Origin of the sequence: Faecalibacterium hominis (ex Afrizal et al. 2022) (assembly GCF_049545105.1) — a bacterium.
Taxonomy (GTDB): Bacteria; Bacillota; Clostridia; order Oscillospirales; family Ruminococcaceae; genus Faecalibacterium; species Faecalibacterium duncaniae.
This window is the reverse complement of sequence record NZ_CP186860.1, coordinates 270,157-293,944: the sequence shown is the minus strand read 5'-3', so window position 1 is coordinate 293,944 and position 23,788 is coordinate 270,157. Positions and strand designations below refer to the sequence as shown.

Here is a 23,788-nt window from a genome sequence, read left to right as displayed (position 1 = left end):
CCGTATTTCCGGGCTGTTCTCAACCGGTTCTCCAAAGTTTTTGCAGGGGGTCTTTTTATGATAAAAAAGCGATTTCTGCTTCCGGCTGCCGCCGGGGCACTGGCACTGACCATTGGGTTGGCAGGGATCTGGTTCAACCAGCGGCTGCCGGCGCTGGCGGATTTTGGGGTCCCCGGCATGGACTCCGAAGCCCAATTGATGGCATGGGCTGCCCTGTTCCCGGAAAAAGGAGTGGCTGCCCTGACCTTCCGCACGGTGCTGCAGTGGATGGCCATTGCAGTATTCTGCACTCTGGGGGCGGTGGTGCTGGCCCTGTACCGATACAAGCCGCAGAAGGAACTGGGGTATTTTCTGCTGTATCTGACGGTGCTGACCCTCTGGGCTCTGGTGATCATTCTGGCTCCGGTGGGAAGTTCCGGCTGGAGCGTCTTTTTCCGCCGGGGATTCTTTACCGTCACGGTTCTGGCAGGTATTCTGCTGTGCGCCGCCCTGACAGGGGCTGTGCCGGTGTCCCACGGGCAGCGGCTCCATTCCCTGCTTCTGACGCTGGGGTATCTTGTTCTGACGCTGGTTCCCCTCAGCCGTGTACGAGCGGTGGGGCTGCTTTTGGGCATGGGCTACTGTTTGGGCATCCTGATGGCAATGTATGCCCGGGGCTCCGACGCTGCCCTGCTGATGCTGTTTCCCTGTGCCATCACCATTGGCTTCCGGGTATGGGTGGTCCTGCCGGGCATGCACGTGCCGTTTTTTCAGGAGAGCGTGTTTTTCTACCTGTTCCGGTGTGCCCGGATCTACGATGCTCCTTTTACTCTGGGCTGCATGGCCTACGTCTGCCGCCGGTATGCCCTGCAATTTGATCGGGCGGAGCAGCTGGCCCGGGAGCTGGATGCCCGGGTCATTCAGCGGACAAAGGCCCTGACGGAGGAGACCGAGGCCCGGAAAAGCATGATGCTGAACATTTTCCACGACCTGCGCAGTCCCCTGTTTGCGGTCAGCAGTGGACTGGACACACTGGAGGCTGCACCGGAGGCCCTGCCGGCCCTGCTGCCCGCCTTACAGCAGCGGACGGCCTTTCTCCGCCGCCTGACGGAGGATCTGTTTCTGGCTGCAAAGCTGGAGCAGAAACAGGTGATGCTCAACGAGGACCGGGTATCTCTGGGGGAGGTCATGGCTGCGGTCTGTGACAGCTGCCGGGAGGAGGCTGAGAAGAAGGGCGTGGTGCTTCAGGCTCCCCCGGCTCCGGAGCTGCCGGTGTGGGGCGACCAGATCCGGCTGCAGCAGATCCTGCAGAACCTGTTGACAAATGCCATTCACTACACCCCTGCAGGAGGGAACATCACCGTCAACAGCCGGGTGGAGGCCGGTGCTGCTCTGGTGAGCGTCCGGGACACGGGCTGCGGCATTGCGCCGGAGGATCAGACCGCCGTATTTGACCGGTATTTCCACACCACCACCTCTTCCAAGCACGACTCCACCGGTCTGGGACTGACCATTGCGCAGGAGCTTGCCCACCTGCACCACGGAGAAATCCTATTGGAAAGTGAAGTAGGCAAAGGTAGCTGCTTCACGTTAAAGCTCCCCCTATTATCCGCTTAACAGAGAAATCCCCCGCCATAGGCGGGGGATTTTCTTTATAGCATCTTATTTGAGTTTAAGCCAGCGGGTCCCACAGCTTCATGGGCAGGGGCTCCTGATCCAGCAGGGCGCGCTGGGCATCGCTCAGCAGGCTCTTGCGGACAGTGATCTGGTAGACATTGGCCTTGAACCACTTTTCGCTGCCGATGTAATAGCCCTTCTGGCCGGAGGCATCGCCCCAGCTGTTCTCGATCTTCCAGCGGTCAGCCTTGCCGTTCTCGTCCAGATTGACACCGCAGAACATCATGCAATGGTTCATGGTGCTTTCACGGGTGAGCAGCCGCTCGGCCTTGGTCATGCCAAAGGTCAGGCCGCCCAGTACCTCGCCGTACTGGAAGCAGTCGGGGTCCCAATAGCCGTTGGCGCGGTCGCCGTCGGGGTGGCAGTCGCAGCTGAACATGACCCCCTCCCCTGCCTGCAGCTGACGGATGGTCAGATCCTCCAGCTCCTCCTGCGAGAGGTTGAGCCAGAACATATTCTCCTCCACCACGTCACCCATAAAGGGCTGGCAGTAGGTGCGGTTCAGCGCATGGATGGGCGAGGAGATGATGACGACGTAATCATCCAGATCATTGCCCACATACTTCTCCAGGAAGGTGTGCGGGGTCAGGTTCCGTTCGCAGTGGTAGTGCTCATCCTTGTCGGTATACTCAAAGTCAAAGCTCCTGGGGGGCTGGCCGTAGAGGATGCACAGGGCGTTGTAGATCTCCGCCAGCATCTCCTCGCGGCGGGCGGCCGTGTCCTTTCCCTCTTTTGCCATGGCCCGCAGTTCCAGCGCATCCTCCCGCAGCTTGCGGTTCAGGATGGGCAGATACTTGGCCGTGCCGGTGGAGTGGACTGTCTCCGGCATGACCCAGGAGGGCACCACGCCATACTTTTTGATCAGGCTGATGGCCATATCCCACTGGCCGCCGTCGGGCAGCGGGTTGCCCAGCAGGGTGTAGGTCTCACGGTCGGTCAGGTCCTGATCCGCAAAGTGGAGGATGTTCTCAAGGAAGAGATTTGCCTTTTCCAGCTTATCGTAGAACGCCAGATAGGTGGGAGAGAAGGAGAAATCCTCCAGATCGCACTTGGCGATCACCCGCTGGCGCAGGACGTTCAGGGTGGAGAACATCCAGCAGCGGCCGCTCTGCTTCTGGTTGGTGATGTTATTGGTCTTGACCAGCACAGAGAAGTCCATCCGCAGCATGGCAGCGGCGGCGGGCACAAAGGCTGCGTCCGGCAGAGCCGTGCGGGAAACTGCATTGGACATCACATTCAGCTCCGGGCGGGCAGCATAGCCCTGCTCAAAGCGTTCCAGCATCCGGGCATCAATGGGAGTAACACGATTCATTTGATTCACGCTTTCTTTCTGAAAAGATCAATCCTTGAAATAAGCATTCTGCACGGCCAGCAGGACACCGGCACGGCTTGCGGCAAAGTTCAGGCCGCCCTGCAGGTAGCAGGTGTAAGGCTCACGCAGGGGGCCGTCGCAGGAGAGCTCGATGGTACTGCCCTGAGTAAAGCTGCCGCTTGCCATGATGACCTCATCGGTATAGCCCGGCTCCGGAGAGGGTTCCGGTGCAGCATAGCTGTCCACGGGGCTGGCGGCCTGAATGCCGCGGCAGAAGCCGATGAGGGCATCGGCGGTATCGGCATCGAAGCAGGTCACGATATCGTTGTGGTCCTCGCAGTAGCGCGGGATGGGCTTTTTGCCCACCAGCTCCAGCAGGCACTGGGCATAGATGGCGGTCTTGATGGCCTCACACACCACGCCGGGGGCATAGTAGAAGCCAAGGTACATATCACGAGGCGTTTCCAGTGTGCAGCCCAGCTCCTTGCCCAGTCCGGGGGCGTTCAGGCGGTAGGCACACAGCTCCACCAGATCCTTCCGGCCCGCGATATAGCCGCCGGTGGGGGCGATGCCGCCGCCCGGGTTCTTGATGAGGCTGCCCACCACAAGGTCAGCACCGGCCTGGCAGGGCTCCTTCATCTGGGTGAACTCACCATAGCAGTTGTCCACAAAGATGATGATCTCGGGGTTGGCGGCACGGGCCGTGTCGGCGATCTTCTGAATGGTATCCAGATCAAAGGCATTGCGCTGCAGGTAGCCGCGGCTGCGCTGGATATGGCAGACCTTTGCCCCCGGGGCCTTTTGAGCGATCAGCGCGTAATCCGGGGTGAAGTCGGCCTTGAGGGGGGCTTCGTCGTACCGGATGCCGTAGTCCATCAGGGTGCCGGTGCCCTTGCCCTTGCCGTCCAGACCGATCACGCCCTCCAGCGTATCGTAGGGGCGGCCGGTAGCAGCCAGCAGGGTATCCCCTGCCCGCAGCAGGCCGAACAGGGCCACCGCCAGCGTATGGGTGCCGCTCTGGAACTGACTGCGCACAAGGGCATCCTCCGCGCCCATCACCTGGGCAAAGATCTGCTCGAGCTTGGCGCGGCCGGTATCCCATAGGCCATAGCCGGTGGTGCCCAGCATATCGGTGGAGGACATCTGGGTATCGGCAAAGGCCTTGAGCATTTTCAGCTGGTTGTAATCCCGGATCTCCTCCATGTGGTGGAAATAGGGTTGGCAGAGCTCCATGGCTTTTTCGTCCAGCGCCAGAACTTCTGCTTTGTAATCAAAAAAGTGGTTCAACATTGACATTTTTGGTTCCTTAATATTTTTGTAAGTTTATGCTATAATGACCCGTCGGCAGCTTTCTCCTCGGACACGAAACGGGCCATTCCATCGCCCGCCCTATTGCCTGCTGCAACAGGGTCCCACCCCAGCGGACGGTCCTCAGAGAAACTCCCGACGTGCCAGACTGTGGCTTCGTACCGGGCATACTCTCCCAGCTTTTCAAAGCCGAGGCGGGTGTAAAAGTGCACCCGTTCCGGGGAGCAGAGGAAAAGGGGCTGCAGGCCCTGCGCCGAGAGGGTGTTGGCCAGCCAGACGATGAGCCGCCCGCCGATGCCGCGTCCCCGCAATGGCTCCGCAGTCTCGCCGCAGGCCATGTAAGCCTGCTCTGTTCCAATGGCATAAGCGCCCACGGTGCAGGCAAGCTCCCCGCCCTGTTCCAGAGCCCAGACCACAGCCCTGCCGCGGGCGCGCTTTGAGCAGAGCTCAGAGTAAAAGTCATCCCGCCGCGTGGGGCGGTCCGGAAACAGCATCTGTGCAACGGGGCCCGCCGGGGGCTCCGGGTCAAAATGCAGGGAGGCCCAGAGCGTTTCTTCCACAGCGGGTTCCGGCAGCTGCTTTCCCGGCGTTAGGCCAAAGACAAAATGGGACTTTGCACGGGCCCAGCCGGTGGGCGGCGGGCACTCGGCTTCGTCCAGGATGACCGCCTTACAGCCGCAGAAATGCAGGAAGCTGGCCAGTTCGTCCGGGTTGGCGTGGCCCGCCAGCCAGGCGGTGCTGCCGCCCACATCCAGCGCCAGCGTTGGCCCGGCGAAGAACCGGCCCGGCTGGCTTTTGCCGAAGAGCTCCAGCGCCTGCGGCATCGTGACCCCAAGGCAGAGCTTTCCGCGGCAGGCGCTGCGGAACCGCTGCCTCTGGCGGGGCGTTCTGACCTGCGTGATCATTTCAGTGCGTTGACGATGTTCTTGAACTCGCGGCCGCGCACCTCAAAGTTGGGGTAGAGGTCGAAGGAGGCGCTGGCGGGAGACAGGATGATGATATCGCCGGGCTTTGCGGCGGCACGGGCCAGCTCCACGGCGTGCTGCATATTGTCCGCATGCTGGATGGGCAGTGCGGCCTCGTTGAAGCCGGGGTCTTCCCGCAGGGCCTTTTCAATGCGGGGGCCGGTGGCACCCATCAGCACCAGATCCTTGACATGGGCCACGATCTCGGGGGCCAGCGGCTCATAGGGGATGTGCTTATCGTAGCCGCCCGCAATAAGGATGACCTTCTGGTCAAAGCTGCGCAGGCCCGCAATGGTGCGGGTGGGGCTGGTGCCGATGGAATCGTTGTAGTAGAGCACGCCGTCCAGCGTGCGCACCGGCTCAATGCGGTGCTCCACGCCGGTAAAGGTGCTGCCCACCTTCTGGATGGCCTCTACGGGAACCTCACCCCAGACTGCGGCGGCAGCGGCCAGCAGATTCTCGATATTGTGCAGGCCCCGCAGCTTGATGTCCTTCTGGGCCAGGAAGGGCGTTACCACGCCGTCCTCGGCCATGCAGAGCATGTTGTCCTCTTTGCGCAGGAAGGCCCCGTTGTCGGTATCGTGCAGGCGGGTGAACCAGACCTGCCTGCCCTTGCAGTCCTTCTGCATGGAGCGGCTGATCTCGTTCTCGTAGCCCAGCACGGCACGGCAGGGCGGGTTCTGGTAGAGCAGGATGTTGCGTTTTGCGTCGATGTACTCCTGCATATCCTTATGGTGATCGAGGTGGTTGGGGGTGACGTTGGTCACCACCGCGATCTTCGGGCTCTGGTGCATGCTGATGAGCTGGAAGCTGGACAGCTCCACCACAGCCACATCCTCCGGCCGGACCTCGGGCAGCATGGGCAGCAGGGCAGCGCCGATGTTGCCGCCCAGATGCACCTTGCGGCCTGCGGCCTCGTAGAACTTGGAGATGAGGGTGGTGGTGGTGGTCTTGCCGTCAGAGCCGGTCACGGCCACGATCTCGCAGGGGCAGAAATCGAAGAAAAGCTCGACCTCGCTGGTGACCATGGTGCCCGCCGCCATGGCATCCTGCAGGGGCTTTTCAAAGTAACCCACAAAACCGGGGGTGCGCATGATGATATCCTGGCCCTTGAAGCCGTCCAGATAGTGTTCGCCCAGGCTCAGGTCAATGCCCAGTTCCCGGATGGTAGCGGCATAATCGCCAAACTCTTCCACGCTCTTTTTCTGGTCGCACAGGGTCACATGGGCCCCCAGCTCCACAAACTCCTTGATAAGGGTCTTGTGGCTGACACCGGCACCGATGAACGCCACCTTTTTGCCCTGGATGAGTTCTGCAAGCTTCTGCTGATCTTTCTGCATAAGGAAAGAACCTCCTCTATGAAAATTCAGGCTGAAATTGATTCACTGCTCCATTTTACACCTTTTCCAGCCAATTGGCAACGCCAAACCTTGTTCTGGCCCCGGATGCACCGAAATCCTATCTGAATTCACAAAATGTCGATTGTCTTTTCCGACCGTTTCCGCTATACTTTAGTTGTATCATCTTACAAGGAGCGCATTTTCTTGAAACATTCCCTGATCCGCTTTTCCGCAGTGGTACTGACCATTGCGTTTGTTTTTGCCCTGACCGGCTGTGGTTCGGGCTCCAACAGCTTCACCTGGTTCGTGGACAGCATCCCGGCCAACCTTGACCCGCAGGTAGCCTCGGCTTCTGCGGATGTCATCGCCTGCGAGAACCTGTACAGCGGCCTTGTCCGCAAAGATCCCAGCGGCAAATATGAGCCTGCCCTCTGCGAACGGTGGGAGAAGTCCTCCGACGGCCTCACCTACACCTTCTACCTCAAGGACGGCCTGACTTACACCGCCGCCAAGGGCAACGCCACTGACTACGCCATCACCGCTGAGGATTTTGTGTTCGCTTTCCGGCGCTTGTTCCGGGCGGAGACCAACTCCCCCTACGCGGTGGAGTTTGCGGCCCTTGAAAACAGCGCCGCCGTGCTGGCCGGGCAGATGCCCGAGAGCGCGCTGGGAGTCACGGCTTCCGGGCCGCTGACGCTGGTGTTCCACCTGAGCAGTGCTGACGACAACTTCCTCGAGAAGCTCACCCTGCCCGGTGCCATGCCCTGCGATGAGGAATTTTTCAATTCCACCCGGGGCACCTACGGTCTGAATGCTTCGTCCACCCTTTCCAGCGGCAGCTTTTACATCTACAACTGGACAGCCAGCGGCCTGTTCCTGCGGCGTGCCCCCTCGGGCAGCCTCATCGACAGCCTGCGGCTGGTGCAGAACACCAACAGCGCCGGGCAGTCCGCCGCAGAGCTGATTGCCAACGAGAAGTGCTCTGCCGCCCCGGACGACACCGCCGCGCCCACCACCCTGACTTCCCTCTCCTACTCCGATACCACATGGAGCCTGCTGTTCAACTGCAACAGCGTGTTTGCTTCCACCGAGCTGCGGCAGGCACTGGCCTCCGCCGCGCGGGGTGCAGCCGAGGTGCCGGACGGCGGGCTCTATGCCGCCGCCAACGGTCTGGTACCGGACGGCCTGACTGTGGACGGCATGAACTACCGGGATACCGCCGGGGATGTGACTCCCGCCGCGGTGGATGCCCGGGCGCTCTACCTCACGGCGCGGCAGACGCTGACCACCTCCGACTTCAACAAGGTCAGCCTGATGGTGCCCGCCGGTTCCGGCGTGACCAGCGCCGCCGAGGAGATCAACGGCGTGTGGCAAAAGGAATTCTCCCTCTTCTTCTCCGTAGAGGAAGTGGACGAGGAGACCTTTGCGAAACGGCTGGCCGAAGGGGACTACACCATCGCCTTGGCCCCCATCAGCGCCGAGGGCGGCAGTGTGTACAACATGCTGAACCAGTTCACCGCAGCGGGCGGCGGCCTGACCGGCTATGCAGATTCCCTGTATGCCACCCAGCTGCAGGCCAGCACCCAGGCCACCGGAAGCTCCCGTTGCCGCCTGCTGGGCGATTGTGAGCGCCAGCTGCTCAGCGATGCCGTGGCGGTCCCTCTGTTTGCCCAGCAGAAGCGCCTGCTGATCGCACCTGGCATCCGGAACCTCATCTTTGACCCCTTTGGCCCGGTGCTGGATCTGACCTATACCACAAAAGAATGATGTGCCACAAAAAATACCGGAGCAGCTGCCTGCCCCGGTATTTTTCTTATCCCTTTTTGATGCCGAACAGCCTGCGCAGAACGCCGCGCAGACACTTTGGGCTTTTGATAACGACCACCTGCATCGCTCTCCCGCCTTTCGTGGTGTGATACCACAATATAAGCGGCAGGACGGCAAAGTGTGCGGCTCAGGCCTTGTTCCCGGTCAGGATCGGTGTATCCGGCACCGTTTCCACGACCACCAGCGCCCCCTTGCGGGTGGAGATGGTGATGCAGTCTGAACCTTCGGCATACTCATTGCTGACCCCCAGCGGATAACCGGCCACCAGCACATCATCGGTGAGCTCATAGTAGGAACCGCGTTCGCACACGCCCTCCGCCCTGCCCTCCATGGGGAAAGCGGAGAAATAGAAAAATTCCTCCTTCGGGTAGGCACGGGTCTCGCCGGAGCGGACAAAGGTAATGCGGCTGCGCTCATCCTGAAGCGTTGCCCGCACCCCCCGTTCTTCCAGCCCAAGGCCGGTGGCAAGATTCGAGAGGGTATGCTCGATCCGCCTGCCGCCCAGCGCGCCCAGAAGAAGCACCTCAGTAAAGCCCTTCTCACTGGCAAGCCTGGCGGCATATTCGGTGTCGGTGTCGTCCTTGACGTGAGGCAGGACGATGATATCGTCGTTCTGCTGCACCGGACAGGGAGCGGTATCGAAGTCTCCCAGGATGATATTGGGCTTGCAGCCCAGCGGCGCGCAGTTGCGGTAGCCAGCATCACAGGCGATGATGAAGTCATCGGGGCGGAGCAGACGCTTCAGCTCCGGCGAGACCGGGCAGGCCGAGAGGATCACGCAGCGCATCACATTCCCCTCCTCTGCCAGTCCTTGACATCCTTGACTTCCTCATACATGGCACAGTAGCTGTCGTACCGGGTCTGGGAGAGTTTTCCCTCGGCCAGAGCGGCACGGATGGCACAGCCCTTTTCCGTGCGGTGGGAGCAGCCCGTGAACTGGCACTGCCCAAGGTATGGCCCAAACTCCGGGAAGGCGTGCTCCAGATTCTCCTTGGGGATGAACCCGGCGCGGTTGGCTTCCAGGCTGGCAAAACCGGGGGTATCCGCAATGCGGCCCCCAAAGGCCTCAAAGATGGTCACCTCGCGGGTGGTGTGGCGGCCGCGCCCCAGCTTCTGGCTGATGGCGCTGGTCTCCCGCTCGGCCTGAGGCAGCAGGGTGTTGAGCAGGGTCGATTTGCCTACACCGGAGTTGCCGCAGAAGGCGCAGAGCCGCCCGCTGATCCACTGCCTGACCTCGTCCAGCCCTTCCCCGCTGTCGTAGCGGATGGCAATGAAGGGCAGAGTGGATCTTTCATAGGCACTGCGCAGGAACTCCACCTCACCAAGGTCAGCCTTGGTGCAGACGATGACGGGCTGCACCCCCTTGTCCACGGCAATGGCCGAGAGCTTGTCCAGCACCAGCGTGCTGGGGGTAGGCTGGGTGGTGCTGGCCACAAGGAACAGCACATCCAGATTGGCCACAGGCGGCCGGACAAACACGTTTTTGCGGGGTGCGATCTCGGCAATGACTGCCGCGCCGTTCTCGGTCTCCAGCGTCACCTCATCGCCCGCCACGGGGGTGATCTTCTGTTTGCGGAAGATGCCCCGGGGCTTGCACTCGATCACACCCTCTTCGGTCTTGACGTAGTAAAATCCGCCAATTCCTTTTACGATATATCCCTTCATCCGTTCCTCCCTCAGGACAGCAGCGCGCTCCACCAGTCGCCCAGGCCGGTGCCCTCACTGCTGGAAGAATCGCCGCTGCTGGAAGAGCTGCCCCCGATCAGGCCGCTCCACCAATCGCTGGAGGAGCTGCCCGGCTGTTCAGCCGGGGTCTCAGGCACCGGCTCGGGGCCTGCGCTCACGGTAATGCTGACACGGCTGTTCACCTTGACGGTAGATCCTGCTGCCGGGCTCTGGCCGATGATGGTACCTGCGGGCTGGTCGCTGTACTGCTCGGTGGTGCTGCCAAGGCCCAGCTTGTTCTGCACCAGCACGGAGCGGGCATCGTCCACACTCTTGAGGCCGGTCAGGGCAGGTACCTTGGCCGTGGTGTTGACCTGCGGGCGGCTGACATAGACCACCACCGTGGAACCTGCGGCCACCTGACTGCCCGCAGCAGGTTCGGTGCGGATGATGGAGCCTGCGGCCACGCTGGGTTCCACCGCCTGGGTGATCAGAACAGAGACCCCCAGATCCTTGAGCTGCTGCTCACCATCTGCCTGCACATAGTTGGAGACATCCGGCACGGTGACATACTGGATGCCCAGGCTGACGGTCAGGGTCACGCTCTGGCCCTCGCGGACGGTACGGCCCGCCACCGGGGACTGCCGGTAGACGTAACCGGCGGCGTAATCGTTGCTGTAGGCCTGCTCCCAGTTGATGACGATCTGGCCGGATGCCACCTGCTGGGAAGCGTTGACCTCGTCCTGGGTCATGCCGCTGTAATCTGCCAGCACCACATCGGCCTTTTCTCCCATCAGGGAGCTGGAATCATTCAGGATCATCCAGCACAAGGCCGCGCAGGCCAGTGCAAAGGCCACGGTGATGCCGAACAGCACCGGCAGGAACACGGTGCGCTTTTTCTTTTTTCTGCCTTTTGCCGGAGCACTGCCGCGCTCCGGACGGGATTCTTTTCTGGGCATAGGGGGTTCCACCACCTTTTCAGGAATTTCATCGGGGAGATAGGTGTAGTTGAACACGATGGCCGGGTTCTCCACATAGGCGTTGAGGGCTTCCAGCATCTCAGCGGCGCTCTTGTAGCGGTTTTCGGGCCGCTTTGCCATGGCACGCTCGGTGATCTCCACCAGCCCCACCGGCACCCAGGGAGCCAGTTCCCGCAGGTTCCTGGGCTGATCCGAGATCTGCTTGATGGCCACCTCCACCACGTCATCGGCATCGAAGGGCAGATGCCCCGAGAGCATCTCGTACATCATCACGCCCACCGAATAGAGGTCGCTGGTGAAATCGGTCTCATCGCCCTTGGCCTGCTCCGGGCTGATATAGTGGACGCTGCCCATGGCCTTGCCGCCCGAGAGCTGGTTCTCGGCCCGGGAGATGCGGGCAATGCCAAAATCCATCATCCGCAGCTGGCCGTTGTCCAGCAGCATAATGTTCTGGGGCTTGATGTCCCGGTGCACCACGCCGTTGCGGTGGGCATGGTCCAGTGCTTTCAGGATCTGAGAGATAAAGTGGACGGTCTCCCGGCTGGTCAGCTTGCCGCCCCGCTCGTTCAGATACTCACGCAGGGTCATGCCGTCCACATATTCCATGACGATATACTGCAGATGGTCGCTCACCGAGACATCATACACCTTGACGATGTTGGGGTGGTTGAGCAGCGAGATGGCCTTGGACTCGTTCTTGAAACGGCGCACAAGGTCGGGGTCGTGCATGAGCTCCTGCCGCAGCACCTTAACGGCCACGACCGTGCCCTCCGGCACCGGGCCGCCCGGCCCTACAACGGCCTTGTAGACATTGGCCATGCCGCCGGTGCCGATGAGCTCCCGCACCGTGTACAGGCCGTCCAGCGTTTTGCCGATCAGGTTATCCATGGTGCACCTCCGTAGGTTCCACAGCCAGCAGCAGGGCGGTGATGTTGTCGGAGCCGCCGTTCTCGTTGGCGGCATCCACCAGCCTGTCGGGCAGGTCGTAGAACGGGCCCTGCGCCAGCAGCTGCTCCATCTGCTCCACCGGTACCATGTTGGTCAGGCCGTCCGAGCAGAGCAGCAGCAGATCCTTTGCCTGCAGCTGCACCGAAGTGACCTCCGGCTCCAGCCGGTAATCCACGCCCAGCGCCCTGGTGATGATGTTCTTCTGGGGATGGTGCTCGGCCTCCTCCTCCGTGATGGTGCCGCAGTCCACCAGCTCCTGCACATAGGAGTGGTCGTGGGTGAGCTGGGTCAGTTTACCGCCCCGGCAGAGGTAGGCGCGGGAATCGCCCGCGTGGCAGAGGGTGGCTTCCCCGCCCCGCACCAGTGCGCAGACCGCCGTGGTTCCCATACCGGCCAGCGATTCCTCGTGGGCGGCTTTGTTGAACACATAGCGGTTGGCGCTGATGAGGGCCTTTTTCAAAAAAGCTCCCTCCTGCCCTGCTCCGCACTGGGCGTACTGCTCCTGAAACACCTGTTCGATGACATTGCAGGCCCCCTGTGAGGCCTCGCGGCCGCCTTTGGCACCGCCCATGCCATCACACACCAGCGCCCAGACAGCACCGCCAGGCAGCTCCCCGGCACGGTAATCATCCTGATTTTCCTGCCGGACGCGGCCCACATCCGTTTTTCCTGCTAGTTTCATAGGCTTCTCCTCTTGCGATTTACGCCTTACCATTCATTTCGTCCCGGCGCAGCTGGCCGCAGGCGGCGCTGATCTCGCTGCCAAGACGGCGGCGTACCGTGGCGTTGACCCCCAGGCTCTCCAGTTTTTTCTGGAAGCGCTGGACATTGGCGGCATCGGTAGCTGAGTAGGGACTTCCGTCCACCGGGTTGATGGGAATGAGGTTCACATGAGCACCCATGCCCCGGATGAGGTCGGCCAGCTGTCTGGCACAGGCATCGGAATCATTGACACCGCGCACCATCGAATACTCAAAGCTGACCCGGCGGCCCGTGGTCTCCTGATAGCGGCGGACGGCGGGCATCAGCACCTCCACGGGGTAGGCATCATTGACCGGCATCATGCCGCTGCGGATCTCGTTGTTGGGGGCGTGCAGGGAGACCGAAAGGGTCAGCTGCAGCTTTTTCTCAGCCAGCTGGTCGATCTTGGGCACCAGACCGCAGGTGGAAAGGCTGATGTTGCGCATTCCGATGTTCACGCCCTCCGGGGAGGAGATGTTCTCAAGGAAGCGCATGACCTCGTCAAAATTATCCAGCGGTTCCCCGATGCCCATGAGGACGATGTGGGAGATGCGCTCCCCGATGTCCTTCTGGGCGGTATAGATCTCAGAGCAGATCTCACCGGCTTCCAGGTTGCGCACCCGGCCTGCCTGGGTGGAGGCGCAGAAGCGGCAGCCCATCCGGCAGCCCACCTGCGTGGAGACGCAGACCGTGTTGCCGTAGTGGTAGCGCATGACAACGGTCTCGATGCAGTTGCCATCGGCCATCCGCAGCAGATATTTCACGGTGCCGTCCTTGGCTTCCTGCCGGCGCTCGATCTTGGGGGCAGCAATGTAAAACTGCTCTTCCAGCTTTGCCAGCAGGGTCTTGGGCTGGTCGGTCATGGCAGAAAACTCGGTGACCAGCTTCTGGTGCACCCAGTGGAAGATCTGCTTTGCCCGGAAGCCCGGCTGACCCATGGCTTTCAGTGCAGCGGTCAGCTCGGCCAGCGTCAGGGAAGAGATACAGCGTTTTTGTTCCATGGTATTCTCCTATGAATCAATACGAACCGGACGGCGGGTTCATTGCGTTTTCTGCATGGCGCAGAGGAAAAAGCCGTCCATCCCGGTGCGGGTGGGCACCGAGAGCGCCCCGTGCTCCCCCACTGTCATTCCGTCAGGGAACGCCACAGCGGGCCGGACCACCCGGAACTCCGGGTGGCGGGCAAGGAACGCCGCCACCTGCTCCTCGTTCTCAGCGGGGTCGATGGTACAGGTGGAGTAGACCAGCCGCCCGCCCGCTTTCAGCAGAGCAGCTGCTGTGTCCAGAATGGACGACTGGGTGGCCAATAATTCATCGTGGCGTGCTTTTTCCAGCGTCTTATAGCGGATATCCGGCTTTTTTGCCAGAATACCCAGGCCGCTGCAGGGGGCATCCACCAGAATGCGGTCTGCGGCGGGCAGCTTTGGGTTGGGGCGGGTGGCATCATTGCAGAGAGCGGTGACATGGGCAAAGCCCATCCGTTCCACAGCGCTCCGGATGAGCCCGACCCGGTGCTCTGCCACATCGCAGCTGTACAGTGCGCCCTGTCCCTGCATCTCCTCGGCCAGCAGCAGCGTTTTGCCGCCGGGTGCCGCGCAGAGGTCGATCACGGTATCGCCGGGCTTTGCCTCCACACAGAGGGCAGCCAGCTGGCTGGCCTGCCCCTCCACATGGAAACAGCCCTCCTTGAAGAGCGGGTGCTCTGCCGGGCTGCCCTCGAACTTTGCCAGCACACTGCCGGGCACAAGGCCGGGCTGTGCGCTCTTCACGCCGCTTTCCAGCAGCTTTTTGCAGAGGGACTCGGCATCCGTTTTCAGGCAGTTGGCCCGCAGGCTGGTGCAGCCGCCGTCGGCGGTGTGGGTCAGGATGCCCAGCGCTTCCTCGGGGTAATGGGTGCGCAGGAACTCTGCCACATCCTGCCCCGCAGAGCCCAGCACCATGAGGCGCTGGGTCTCGTTCCGGAAACGGGCAGTTTCCAGATCATAATTGCAGGCCTTGCGCAGGACGGCATTGACCAGCCCGGACGCACTCGCCTTTTTGAAGGTGCGGGTCAGCTTGACGGCCTCGTTCACCGCCGCCGACACTGGCACCTGCATATAGCGGGCCTGTGCCAGCGCGGCCCGCAGGATCTCGCGCACCTGCGGGTCCAGCCTGGCAAGGCCCTTGGGCAGGAACTGCTCCAGAATGAAATCCAGCGTGCCCTGATGTTCCAGCACGGTGTAGAAGATGGCACCGGCAAAGGCCTTATCCCGGCCCTCCAGTTTCTGGCGGCGGAGTTCGGCATCCAGCACAAGGTTTGAGAAGCCGTCCTGCTCCTGCCGGACCAGTGCAGCCACTGCCGCTGCCCGCGGATTGGCCGCCATCAGAGGGTATCCCCCGCTTTGAGGCGCAGACCGGCTGCAAAGGAGGTGCCATCCATCGGCTTTTTCCCCTCAGGCACCACATGGAGCAGCTGGACCGCGCCATCGGCACAGGCCACCGTCAGGGGCTTTGTGGAAAGCACCGTGCCGGGAGCCTCACCGTTGGAGGCAGCCACGCGGCACTCGGTCACCTTGACCTTTTTGCCGCCTGCAGTCACGAACCAGGCCATGGGCCAGGGGTTCATGCCGCGCACCCAGTTGTGGATGTGTGCGGCAGTATCGGTCAGCCTGAACTCTGCCAGCTCCTTGTCCAGCATGGGGGCCAGGGTGGCGTTCTCATGCTGCTGGGGCTGGGGCCTGAGGGTGCCAGCTTCCAGGGCGGGCACCGCCTCACAGAGGACGCGGGCACCTACGGCGGTGACCCGGTCGAACAGCTCGCCGCTGGTCTCCTCCGGGCCGATGGCGATCTTCTCGCAGACCAGCACATCGCCGGTGTCCAGCCCCTCGTCCATCTGCATGATGGAAACGCCGGTCTCGGTGTCGCCGTTCAGAACAGCCCACTGCACGGGGGCGCTGCCGCGGTACTTGGGCAGCAGGGACACATGCAGGTTGATGCAGCCATACTTCGGAGCTTCCAGCACGGACTTGGGCAGGATGCAGCCGTAGGCCACCACCACGATGAGGTCAGGGGCCAGCGCCCGGATGTTGGCATCCTCGCTGCCGTCCCGCAGGGTGCGGGGCTGGAACACGGGAGTCCCATGCTCCAGAGCAACTTCCTTGACCGGGGGCGCGGTGAGCACCTGCTTGCGGCCCACCGGCTTATCCCGCCGGGTATACACGCCGCAGATCTCGTGACCGGCGGCATACAGGGCCTTCAGGCACTCTGCGGCAATATCCGGGGTTCCCATGAACAGAATGCGCATCAGTTGTTTCCTTTCGCTTCACGGGCAGCCTTTTTGCCCTCTTCGGTGTCCTCGTAGAAATATTCGCTGGACTCCATGATGGTAATGCCGTCCAGATGGTCGTTCTCGTGCTGAATGCAGCGGGCCAGCAGGTCCTCGGCCTCCAGCTCGAACCAGTTGCCGTTGCGGTCCTGTGCACGCACCTTGACGGCAGCGGGACGGGTCACGGCACCGTTGTGGCCGGGGAAGGACAGGCAGCCCTCGTAGGCGGTCTCCTCATCCTCAGAAACAGCCAGGATCTCGGGGTTGACGAAATCGATGAACTTGTACTCATAATCCTCGGGGATCTCCTCGGGGGCATCGGTGGTGTCCCACACCACGAACAGGCGGCGCAGCATGCCCACCTGAGGGCCTGCCAGACCCACGCCGTCGGCGGCGATCATCGTCTCCCGCATGTCATCCAGCAGGGTGGCAAGGCGGTCGTCAAAGTTGGTCACGGGGCGGCAGACCTTGTTCAGGATGGGGTCGCCCTCTTTTACGATATTACGGATAGCCATAGTGGTACCTCCAAAATTTGTTGTGTTGTATCAGATATCCCCGTCCGAGTGCAGATCGACCACAACGGTGGCCTTGCCGGGCAGTTTTTCCTGCTCGTAGAGGGTCAGCGTTTCCCGGATGAGGTCCCGGAAACGGCGGTCGTTGCGGCACTTGACGGTGAGTTTATAGCGGTAGGAATCGTTGATCTTTTCAATGCTGCCGGGGGTGGGGCCAAGCACCCGCAGGGGCAGGTCGGGCTGTTTGGCCGCCTGCCGGCCCAGCAGGGCCGCAAAGCGGGCGGAAGCCCGGGCCACCTCGCTCTCCTTTGGCCCGGCAAAGCCCACAACGCAGAGCCCGCAGAAGGGCGGATAAAGCCCCAGCTTCCGGTAGGCGATCTCCTGCTCGAAGAACGCGTCGTAGTCCTGCGCGGCGGCAAGGTTGAGCACCGGGTTGTCCGGGTCGGTGGTCTGGATGATGGCAAAGCCGGGGTCTTTTGCCCGGCCGCTCCGGCCCACCACCTGCGTGACGAGGCTGAACACGGTCTCATAAGCCCGGAAGCCCTGGGCGAACAGGAGCGAATCGATGCCCAGCACACCCACCAGCGTCACATCCTCGAAATCCAGCCCCTTGGCCACCATCTGGGTGCCCACCATGATGTCATATTCATGCCGGGCAAACTTTGCCAGCAGCTTTTCATGGGCATCCTTGGCGGCGGTGGTATCCTGATCCATCCGCAGGATGCGGGCCTCCGGAAAGAGCTTTGCCAGCTCCTCCTCGGCCTTCTGGGTGCCAAAACCCCGGTACTGCAGTTTGCCGCCGCAGGCGGGGCATCTGGCAGGGGGCGGGTCCAGCTGGCTGCCGCAGTAATGGCAGAGCAGCTTGTGGGCCGATTTGTGGTAGACCATGGGCACGCTGCATTTCTGGCATTTGAGCACCTCGCGGCAATCCTCGCACTGGGCCACGGTCTGGTAACCCCGGCGGTTGAGCAGCAGAATGGTCTGCTTGCCTGCCTCAAGGTTGTGCCGGATGGCATCCTCCATGGCAAGGCTGATTTCCCGGGGGTTGCCAGAGGCAAGCTCGGCCCGCATATCCACGATCCGGACTTTGGGCAGCGGGTTGCCGCCATAGCGTTTGGTCAGGCGCACCAGCTGGGTGCGGCCATGCTGGGCGGCATAATAGCTCTCGGTGCTGGGGGTGGCGCTGGCCAGCAGGAGCAGGGCCCCGTTCTCCGCCGCGCGCTGCCGGGCCACCTCGTGGGCCGAGTAGCGGGGCGCAGATTCGGAGCGGTAGGTGTGCTCCTGCTCCTCATCAATGATGACAAGGCCGATGTTTTCCAGCGGGGAAAAGATCGCGCTGCGGGTGCCCACCACGATATCCGCGCCGCCGTCCTGGATCATCTGCCATTGGAGCAGGCGCTCGGTGTGGTTGAGGGCGGAATGCTGCACGGCCACCCGCTTGCCAAATTGGCTTTTCAGCCGCAGGATCATCTGAGGGGTCAGGCTGATCTCAGGCACCAGCACCAGCGCCCGGCGGCCCATCTGCAGGCAGTGCTCGATGAGCTTCAGGAACACCAGCGTTTTGCCGCTGCCGGTCACGCCATAGAGCAAGGCCGAGTGCGGGGCTGCATCCTCCAGCCCGGGCAGCAGCGCGTCATAGGCGGCCTGCTGCTCCTCCGTGAGAAGGATGGGCTCGTTCTTCAGCGGGATGGAAGAATACAGGTCGATGGATTTGTTCACCTTGCTGCATTCCAGCACGCCCTTGGCGCAGAGATTATCCAGCACTGCCCGGCTGATACCCTTTTCCTCCAGTGCAGACAGGGTGCGCTCACCCCCGGCCAGCAGGGCCACTGCGGCCAGCTGCTTGGCGGTCGGCCTGGGCTTTGGAGGCAGCGTGCCCACCAGCTTGTAGACATTTTCCGTGTGGCGGACGAGCTGCTTTTGAAGCACCGGGGTCACGCCGTCCTCCGCCACGGTGGGCTTGTACTGCGCGCCGTAGGGGATGACCGCCTTGACGGCCTCGTAGTAGGTGCAGAAGGTGCGCTCCTTCAAAAAGTGCACCAGCCGCAGCAGCTCCGGGGTGAGGCAGGCAGAGGCCGGGGCAACATCGAACAGGAACTTGAGCTTTGCGCTCTCCGGTTCGGCATCGCAGGCCAGAACCACGCCCATCCGGGCACGGCTCCCCCGCCCGAAGGGCACCAGCACCATGCTGCCCAGCCGGACGGTATCCTGCTGGTCGGGCATGACGGCATAGGTATAGAGTTTGTCGAAATGAAAGGTCGCGTTGCTCACTGCAACGCCTACCGTTTTTGGCATTCAGGCAGCTCCTTCAAAGCGATTTAGCGGGTCAGGCCCGCACGCTGGCAGATAACATTATAGAGCCTTGCAGCGCAGGCATCCACCTCGTCGTTGACCAGCTTGAGGGTGAATTTGTCCTGCTGGGCCAGCTCATTGCGGGCGATCTCCAGGCGCTCCCGGATGCTCTCCTCGGTCTCGGTGCCGCGGCCGCGCAGGCGGCGCTCCAGCTCCTGGGTGGAGGGGGGCAGCAGGAAGATGGTGGTGGCACCGGGATACATGCGGCGGATATTGGCCGCGCCATGCACATCGATGACCATGACCACCAGCTTGCCCGCGTTCAGCCGCTTGTTGACCTCTTCCTTCAGGGTGCCGTAGTAGTTGCCGTTGAAGAAGTTGTGTTCCACGACCTCATCCTGATCGATGAGCTGCTGGAACTGCTCCTTGGTGCGGTAGTAGTAGTCTACCCCTTCCTGCTCCCCGGGGCGGGGGGAACGGGTGGTAGCAGAAACCGTTTTTTCGATCTCGGGGTGGGCCTTGCGCAAAGCGCTCACCACACTGTCCTTTCCGGTACCGGCGGCACCGGAAACGACAAACAGATATTTTTCATTTTCCATGGTCTTACTGCTCCTCTTCTGTCACTGCTTTGCCCTCGGCCTGACCGGCGGCACGGCTGGCCACCGTTTCGGGCTGAAGGGCTGAAAGGACAACGTGGTCGGAGTCCATGATGAGGACGGCGCGGGTGCTGCGGCCATAGGACGCATCAATGAGCATCCCCCGCTCCCGCGCTTCCTTGACCAAACGCTTGACCGGGGCAGAATCGGGGCTGACCACAGCCACCACCCGGCCCGCGCTGACCAGATTGCCAAAGCCGATGTTGATCAGTTTCATCTTTTCCTCCGAACCATCTGAATCTCAGGGTTTACTCCAGATTCTGGATCTGCTCGCGGATCTTCTCGATCTCCGCCTTCATATCCACCACGATGCGGGTGATATCCAGATCCTGACACTTGGAACCAATGGTATTGGTCTCACGGTTCAGCTCCTGGGTCAGGAAATCCAGCTTGCGGCCCACGGGCTCGTCCAGCTCCAGAATGGAGCGGTACTGGGCGATGTGGCTGCGCAGGCGGACGGTCTCCTCATCCACGGCGGTCTTGTCGCCAAAGATGGCGGCCTCGGTCAGGACACGGGCATCATCGATGTTCCGGTCCTCCAGAATGACCTTGAGCTTTTCATACAGGCGGTTGGTGTAGTTCTCCACCCGGCCGGCGCTCAGGGTCTCCACCCGGCCCACGCATTCCTCCAGAAAGCGCAGTCGGTTCTCCACGTCAGCTTTCATCTTGGCACCCTCAGCGGCGCGCATCTCCACAAAACGATCCAGTGCCTGGGCGGTGACAGCGGAAACATCCTCCCACAGCTGTTCCTCATCCACATCGGCGTGGCGGGTGGTCAGCACATCGGGAAAGCGGGCGATCATCCCGGCGGTCACATCGTTCTTGACCTCCAGCGTCTCAGACAGGTCCCGCAGGGCCTGCTGGTAGCTCTTGGCCAGCTCCTGATTCACAGCCACCACGGTATCGGCGGCATCCACGGTCTGCACCGTCAGGCTCAGTTCTACCTTGCCGCGGGTCACCCGCTCGTTCAGCTGCTTTTTCAGGCGGCTGTCCAGATAGCTGCAGGTGCGGGGCATCCGGGAAGAATACTCAAAGTACCGGGAATTGACGCTGCGCAGCTCCACCGTGATCTCGCGGCCATTGCGCACAGCAGTTCCCCGGCCAAAACCGGTCATGCTCAAAATCATGCTTTTTTCCTCGTATTCCAAAGGGTTTTCTGCGGACATTCTTCGTATATGTATCCGCTTTGGGGCACACAGACCCATGTTACGATACATATACTATATATTTTACTCTGCCGCCCCTTTTTTTGCAAGCAATGCGGCGAAAAAAATCTATTTTTGCCCCCTTGACAAAGGGCAGGAACAGCGCTATACTACGCATTGTGAACAGCGTTCATGTTGAGGAGGTGGTCACACGAATCCGATGGCAACGTCCAAGGAGGAGATCCTGAAAACGAGCCGGGTCCTCATCCAGCAGAATGGATGGGAAGCGGTCAACATCCGTGCAGTGGCAGCAGCCTGCGGGGTATCCGTGGGGTGCATCTACAACTACTTCGGTTCCAAGACCGAACTGGTGAGCGCGGCGGTGGAAAGTATCTGGAGCGATATCTTTCGCCACCCGGACGACCCGGCGGTGTTTGAGGATACCCTGTCCTGCATCCGCTGGATGTACCGGCAGATGGAGTACGGCTCTGAGCAATACCCCGGCTTCTTCACCCACCACGCGCTTGGCTTTGTGCGGCAGGATACCGCCGATGGCAAGCAGCAGATGCGGCAGACCTGGCAGCACATCCTGGATGCGCTGACCATGGTGCTGACCAGGGACAAAAAGATCCGGCCAGACGCATTTACTGAGGAGTTCACCCGCCAGAAATTTGCGGGCATCCTGTTCTCCCTCATGCTTTCTGCCGTGGTGCAGCAGGATTTTGACCCCACAGCGGTATTGGAGATCATCCGCAGGACCATTTATGAAGTGTAAAAAACATCCCACAGTCTTGTGGGAGTTTTTTACGGCCAAAAGTGAACAGCGTTCATATTGAGTGATGCGGGACATCTCCCCCAGCATTCCACCCACGGCAGCCTGCACATCACAACAATACAGTCCGGCCGGCAATCGCTGACCGGATCGCGATAGAGCAGCAAAACAAACCAACCGTAAAGGAGCAACATTCTTATGAGAGCAATCATTGAGACCGTTTTCGACATTTTCTATCTGGTCACCGTGCTGACCTTGGGCATCCGCATGATCCGCGGCAGCAAGGCTGGCACCCAGTTCCGCCTGTTCGGCCTGATGGCCGTGGTGCTGGGTGCAGGCGACTCCTTCCATCTGGTGCCCCGTGCCCTGGCACTGTGCACCACCGGCCTGGAGAACTACGCTGTGCCTCTGGGTCTGGGCAAGTGGATCACCTCCGTGACCATGACCGTGTTCTATGTACTGCTGTATTACGTCTGGCGCAAGCGCTACCAGATCGAGGGCCAGAAGGATCTGACCATTGCCGTGTACGCCCTTTCTGCCGTGCGCATCGTGCTGTGCATGATGCCGCAGAACCAGTGGCTGACCAACCACACCCCGCTGACCTGGGGCATCTTGCGCAACATTCCCTTTGCACTGCTGGGCCTGCTGATCATCGTGCTGTTCTACCACAGTGCCAAGGAACACAAGGATCAGGCTTTCCGCTGGATGTGGCTGACCATCGTGCTGAGCTTCGGCTTCTATATCCCGGTGGTGCTGTGGGCAGATGTCAACCCCCTGATCGGTATGCTGATGATCCCCAAGACCTGCGCCTATGTCTGGACCGTGCTGATCGGCTACAACGCCATGAAGGCTGAGAATGGCAAGAACAACTGAGACCTGCGGGAACACAAAAAACAATAACAAAAAGAAGGGGCTGCTGCATCAAACGGTGCAGCAGCCCCTTCTGGTATTATGATTTAGACAGGGTGAGACTGATTGGTGTAATCAGCGTGGTCAGCGTCCACGCCCTGCTTCTTGGCATTGCGCTTCTCGAAGAACTTGGGTGCGACCTGCGGGAACATTGCGTAGGTCAGAACATCCTCTTCCTGCGTTGCCCACTTGGCGGCCTCAGCCTTCAGCTTGTCCATCTCGGGAGCCAGGGTGTCGGCAAAGCGGCAGGTGATGGGCTGCTCGTCGCCCAGGATCTTCTTGGTGAACTCGGGGCTGATGGGAGCGGGAGTCTTGCCGTAATCGCCGTGGACCAGGCCCTTGAACTCCTTGGTGACCATCTTGTAGCGCTCGCCCAGGATGACGTTGAACACAGCCTGCGTGCCAACGATCTGGCTGGTGGGGGTGACCAGCGGAGGATAGCCTGCGTCCTCACGAACGCGGGGGATCTCGGCCAGCACTTCGTCCAGCTTATCTTCCTTGCCTGCATCCTTCAGCTGCTTGAGCATGTTGGAGAACATGCCGCCGGGCACCTGATACAGCAGGGTGTTTGCATCCACGCCCAGGCTCTTGGGGCTGATCTGGCCGTTGGCGATGTACTTCTCGCGCAGCTTTGCAAAGTAAGCGCGGACAACGTTCAGCTGCTTCAGATCCAGACCGGTGTCGTAATCGGTACCCTGCAGGGCAGCGACCAGGCTCTCGGTGGGCATGTGGCTGGTGCCAAGGCTCAGGGGGCTCATGGCAGTATCGATGATATCAGCACCTGCCTCGATGCCCTTGAGGATGGACATGGAAGCCAGACCTGCGGTGTAGTGGCTGTGGATATCCACGGGGATGCTGACGGTCTCCTTCAGCTTCTTGACCAGATCATAGCAGGTATAGGGAGTCAGCAGGCCAGCCATGTCCTTGATGCAGATGGAGTTTGCACCCATCTCCTCCAGGGTCTTGGCGTAGGCTGCAAAGTACTCGTTGTTGTGCACGGGGCTCAGGGTGTAGCTGATGCAGCCCTGAACATGTGCGCCTTCCTTGTTGGCAGACTTGATGGCGGTCTGCAGGTTGCGGGGATCGTTCAGTGCGTCGAAGATGCGGATGACATCGATGCCGTTTGCAACAGACTTCTGCACAAAGTACTCGACAGCATCATCGGCGTAGGGGCGGTAGCCCAGCATGTTCTGGCCGCGGAACAGCATCTGCAGCTTCTGGTGGGGCAGCTCCTTGCGCAGGATGCGCAGACGCTCCCAGGGGTCCTCATCGAGGAAGCGGATGCAGCTATCAAAGGTAGCGCCGCCCCAGCACTCGACAGAGAAGTAAGGGATCTTATCCATTTCGGGCAGGATGGGACGCATCTCATCCATCGTCATACGGGTGGCCAGCAGAGACTGGTGAGCATCACGCAGGACGACTTCCGTAATCTTGATCGGCTTTTTGGCCATGGTTG

Annotated in this window: 21 protein-coding genes; 4 read left to right on the top strand and 17 right to left on the bottom strand. The window is 61.2% G+C overall.

Annotation, left to right across the window (positions count from 1 at the left end; all coding sequences use genetic code 11):
• Positions 1–57 precede the first annotated feature (57 nt).
• The gene (locus ACKXGA_RS01400) at positions 58–1,596 is read left to right on the top strand and encodes a sensor histidine kinase (protein ID WP_423729910.1); all 1,539 of its coding nucleotides are present in this window, start codon (positions 58–60) and stop codon (positions 1,594–1,596) included.
• A gap of 55 nt (positions 1,597–1,651) precedes the next feature.
• Here ACKXGA_RS01400 and ACKXGA_RS01395 read toward each other — a convergent pair whose 3' ends face one another.
• Genes ACKXGA_RS01395 through murD form a run of 4 tightly spaced genes read right to left on the bottom strand, consistent with a single transcriptional unit; the run spans position 1,652 to position 6,581 of the window.
• Positions 1,652–2,968, bottom strand: a complete 1,317-nt coding sequence (locus ACKXGA_RS01395; protein ID WP_423729909.1) for an aminopeptidase C — start codon at positions 2,966–2,968, stop codon at positions 1,652–1,654.
• A gap of 27 nt (positions 2,969–2,995) precedes the next feature.
• Positions 2,996–4,258 (bottom strand): aminotransferase class I/II-fold pyridoxal phosphate-dependent enzyme, encoded by a 1,263-nt coding sequence (locus ACKXGA_RS01390; RefSeq protein WP_423730380.1) that lies wholly within the window; start codon positions 4,256–4,258, stop codon positions 2,996–2,998.
• A 38-nt stretch (positions 4,259–4,296) separates the two neighbouring features.
• Positions 4,297–5,181 (bottom strand): GNAT family N-acetyltransferase, encoded by an 885-nt coding sequence (locus tag ACKXGA_RS01385; protein WP_423729908.1) that lies wholly within the window; start codon positions 5,179–5,181, stop codon positions 4,297–4,299.
• A complete protein-coding gene (murD, locus tag ACKXGA_RS01380; protein ID WP_156070134.1) occupies positions 5,178–6,581 on the bottom strand; it encodes a UDP-N-acetylmuramoyl-L-alanine--D-glutamate ligase in 1,404 nt (467 codons plus the stop codon). The genes ACKXGA_RS01385 and murD overlap by 4 nt, the downstream gene beginning before the upstream one ends.
• Positions 6,582–6,785: 204 nt before the next feature.
• On the opposite strand from murD, the gene ACKXGA_RS01375 reads away from it, so the two are divergent.
• A complete protein-coding gene (locus tag ACKXGA_RS01375) occupies positions 6,786–8,348 on the top strand; it encodes an ABC transporter substrate-binding protein (protein ID WP_423729907.1) in 1,563 nt (520 codons plus the stop codon).
• 187 nt (positions 8,349–8,535) lie between these two features.
• Here ACKXGA_RS01375 and ACKXGA_RS01370 read toward each other — a convergent pair whose 3' ends face one another.
• From ACKXGA_RS01370 to ACKXGA_RS01315, 12 genes are read right to left on the bottom strand one after another with little or no spacing between them, the layout of a single operon-like run.
• Entirely contained in the window at positions 8,536–9,195 is a 660-nt protein-coding gene (locus ACKXGA_RS01370) for a thiamine diphosphokinase (protein ID WP_423729906.1), read from the bottom strand.
• Positions 9,195–10,073, bottom strand: a complete 879-nt coding sequence (gene rsgA, locus ACKXGA_RS01365) for a ribosome small subunit-dependent GTPase A (RefSeq protein WP_035394041.1) — start codon at positions 10,071–10,073, stop codon at positions 9,195–9,197. The genes ACKXGA_RS01370 and rsgA overlap by 1 nt, the downstream gene beginning before the upstream one ends.
• A gap of 11 nt (positions 10,074–10,084) precedes the next feature.
• Positions 10,085–11,941, bottom strand: coding sequence for a Stk1 family PASTA domain-containing Ser/Thr kinase (gene pknB, locus ACKXGA_RS01360; protein WP_242885651.1), 1,857 nt, complete (start codon positions 11,939–11,941; stop codon positions 10,085–10,087).
• Positions 11,934–12,683 carry a Stp1/IreP family PP2C-type Ser/Thr phosphatase gene (locus tag ACKXGA_RS01355; protein ID WP_097770787.1) on the bottom strand — a complete coding sequence of 250 codons (750 nt, stop codon included), beginning with the start codon at positions 12,681–12,683 and terminating at the stop codon, positions 11,934–11,936. The genes pknB and ACKXGA_RS01355 overlap by 8 nt, the downstream gene beginning before the upstream one ends.
• Before the next feature lie 19 nt (positions 12,684–12,702).
• Complete coding sequence (gene rlmN / locus ACKXGA_RS01350; protein WP_005932700.1) at positions 12,703–13,743, bottom strand: 23S rRNA (adenine(2503)-C(2))-methyltransferase RlmN; 1,041 nt, start codon at positions 13,741–13,743, stop codon at positions 12,703–12,705.
• A gap of 39 nt (positions 13,744–13,782) precedes the next feature.
• Positions 13,783–15,105 carry a 16S rRNA (cytosine(967)-C(5))-methyltransferase RsmB gene (gene rsmB, locus ACKXGA_RS01345; RefSeq protein ID WP_423729905.1) on the bottom strand — a complete coding sequence of 441 codons (1,323 nt, stop codon included), beginning with the start codon at positions 15,103–15,105 and terminating at the stop codon, positions 13,783–13,785.
• Positions 15,105–16,025 carry a methionyl-tRNA formyltransferase gene (gene fmt / locus ACKXGA_RS01340; protein ID WP_117476820.1) on the bottom strand — a complete coding sequence of 307 codons (921 nt, stop codon included), beginning with the start codon at positions 16,023–16,025 and terminating at the stop codon, positions 15,105–15,107. Before fmt ends, rsmB begins: the two co-directional genes overlap by 1 nt.
• The gene (gene def / locus ACKXGA_RS01335) at positions 16,025–16,561 is read right to left on the bottom strand and encodes a peptide deformylase (protein ID WP_373098080.1); all 537 of its coding nucleotides are present in this window, start codon (positions 16,559–16,561) and stop codon (positions 16,025–16,027) included. The genes fmt and def overlap by 1 nt, the downstream gene beginning before the upstream one ends.
• Before the next feature lie 30 nt (positions 16,562–16,591).
• Positions 16,592–18,853, bottom strand: coding sequence for a replication restart helicase PriA (priA, locus tag ACKXGA_RS01330; RefSeq protein ID WP_423729904.1), 2,262 nt, complete (start codon positions 18,851–18,853; stop codon positions 16,592–16,594).
• Positions 18,854–18,876: 23 nt separating this feature from the next.
• The gene (gene gmk / locus ACKXGA_RS01325; protein WP_423729903.1) at positions 18,877–19,449 is read right to left on the bottom strand and encodes a guanylate kinase; all 573 of its coding nucleotides are present in this window, start codon (positions 19,447–19,449) and stop codon (positions 18,877–18,879) included.
• A gap of 4 nt (positions 19,450–19,453) precedes the next feature.
• The gene (locus ACKXGA_RS01320; protein WP_097770781.1) at positions 19,454–19,723 is read right to left on the bottom strand and encodes a DUF370 domain-containing protein; all 270 of its coding nucleotides are present in this window, start codon (positions 19,721–19,723) and stop codon (positions 19,454–19,456) included.
• Positions 19,724–19,754: 31 nt separating this feature from the next.
• Complete coding sequence (locus tag ACKXGA_RS01315; protein WP_098925172.1) at positions 19,755–20,633, bottom strand: YicC/YloC family endoribonuclease; 879 nt, start codon at positions 20,631–20,633, stop codon at positions 19,755–19,757.
• Between the two features lie 238 nt (positions 20,634–20,871).
• Between ACKXGA_RS01315 and ACKXGA_RS01310 the strand changes: the two genes are divergently transcribed.
• Positions 20,872–21,426 carry a TetR/AcrR family transcriptional regulator gene (locus ACKXGA_RS01310; protein WP_156071827.1) on the top strand — a complete coding sequence of 185 codons (555 nt, stop codon included), beginning with the start codon at positions 20,872–20,874 and terminating at the stop codon, positions 21,424–21,426.
• Positions 21,427–21,621: 195 nt separating this feature from the next.
• Positions 21,622–22,296, top strand: coding sequence for a hypothetical protein (locus tag ACKXGA_RS01305; RefSeq protein ID WP_207684690.1), 675 nt, complete (start codon positions 21,622–21,624; stop codon positions 22,294–22,296).
• An 83-nt stretch (positions 22,297–22,379) separates the two neighbouring features.
• On the opposite strand, the gene ACKXGA_RS01300 is transcribed toward ACKXGA_RS01305, so the two are convergent.
• Entirely contained in the window at positions 22,380–23,783 is a 1,404-nt protein-coding gene (locus ACKXGA_RS01300; protein WP_097770778.1) for an oxaloacetate decarboxylase subunit alpha, read from the bottom strand.
• Positions 23,784–23,788: the final 5 nt, after the last annotated feature.

Coding starts and splice junctions, on each gene's coding strand:
- ACKXGA_RS01355 (WP_097770787.1), bottom strand. CDS start 12,683: ATGAAACTAGCAGGAAAAACGGATGTGGGCCGCGTCCGGCAGGAAAAT.
- ACKXGA_RS01370 (WP_423729906.1), bottom strand. CDS start 9,195: ATGCGCTGCGTGATCCTCTCGGCCTGCCCGGTCTCGCCGGAGCTGAAG.
- ACKXGA_RS01305 (WP_207684690.1), top strand. CDS start 21,622: ATGAGAGCAATCATTGAGACCGTTTTCGACATTTTCTATCTGGTCACC.
- ACKXGA_RS01395 (WP_423729909.1), bottom strand. CDS start 2,968: ATGAATCGTGTTACTCCCATTGATGCCCGGATGCTGGAACGCTTTGAG.
- priA (WP_423729904.1), bottom strand. CDS start 18,853: ATGCCAAAAACGGTAGGCGTTGCAGTGAGCAACGCGACCTTTCATTTC.
- rsmB (WP_423729905.1), bottom strand. CDS start 15,105: ATGGCGGCCAATCCGCGGGCAGCGGCAGTGGCTGCACTGGTCCGGCAG.
- murD (WP_156070134.1), bottom strand. CDS start 6,581: ATGCAGAAAGATCAGCAGAAGCTTGCAGAACTCATCCAGGGCAAAAAG.
- ACKXGA_RS01385 (WP_423729908.1), bottom strand. CDS start 5,181: ATGATCACGCAGGTCAGAACGCCCCGCCAGAGGCAGCGGTTCCGCAGC.
- ACKXGA_RS01390 (WP_423730380.1), bottom strand. CDS start 4,258: ATGTTGAACCACTTTTTTGATTACAAAGCAGAAGTTCTGGCGCTGGAC.
- ACKXGA_RS01400 (WP_423729910.1), top strand. CDS start 58: ATGATAAAAAAGCGATTTCTGCTTCCGGCTGCCGCCGGGGCACTGGCA.
- rlmN (WP_005932700.1), bottom strand. CDS start 13,743: ATGGAACAAAAACGCTGTATCTCTTCCCTGACGCTGGCCGAGCTGACC.
- rsgA (WP_035394041.1), bottom strand. CDS start 10,073: ATGAAGGGATATATCGTAAAAGGAATTGGCGGATTTTACTACGTCAAG.
- ACKXGA_RS01300 (WP_097770778.1), bottom strand. CDS start 23,783: ATGGCCAAAAAGCCGATCAAGATTACGGAAGTCGTCCTGCGTGATGCT.
- ACKXGA_RS01310 (WP_156071827.1), top strand. CDS start 20,872: ATGGCAACGTCCAAGGAGGAGATCCTGAAAACGAGCCGGGTCCTCATC.
- fmt (WP_117476820.1), bottom strand. CDS start 16,025: ATGCGCATTCTGTTCATGGGAACCCCGGATATTGCCGCAGAGTGCCTG.
- gmk (WP_423729903.1), bottom strand. CDS start 19,449: ATGGAAAATGAAAAATATCTGTTTGTCGTTTCCGGTGCCGCCGGTACC.
- pknB (WP_242885651.1), bottom strand. CDS start 11,941: ATGGATAACCTGATCGGCAAAACGCTGGACGGCCTGTACACGGTGCGG.
- ACKXGA_RS01315 (WP_098925172.1), bottom strand. CDS start 20,633: ATGATTTTGAGCATGACCGGTTTTGGCCGGGGAACTGCTGTGCGCAAT.
- def (WP_373098080.1), bottom strand. CDS start 16,561: ATGGCTATCCGTAATATCGTAAAAGAGGGCGACCCCATCCTGAACAAG.
- ACKXGA_RS01320 (WP_097770781.1), bottom strand. CDS start 19,723: ATGAAACTGATCAACATCGGCTTTGGCAATCTGGTCAGCGCGGGCCGG.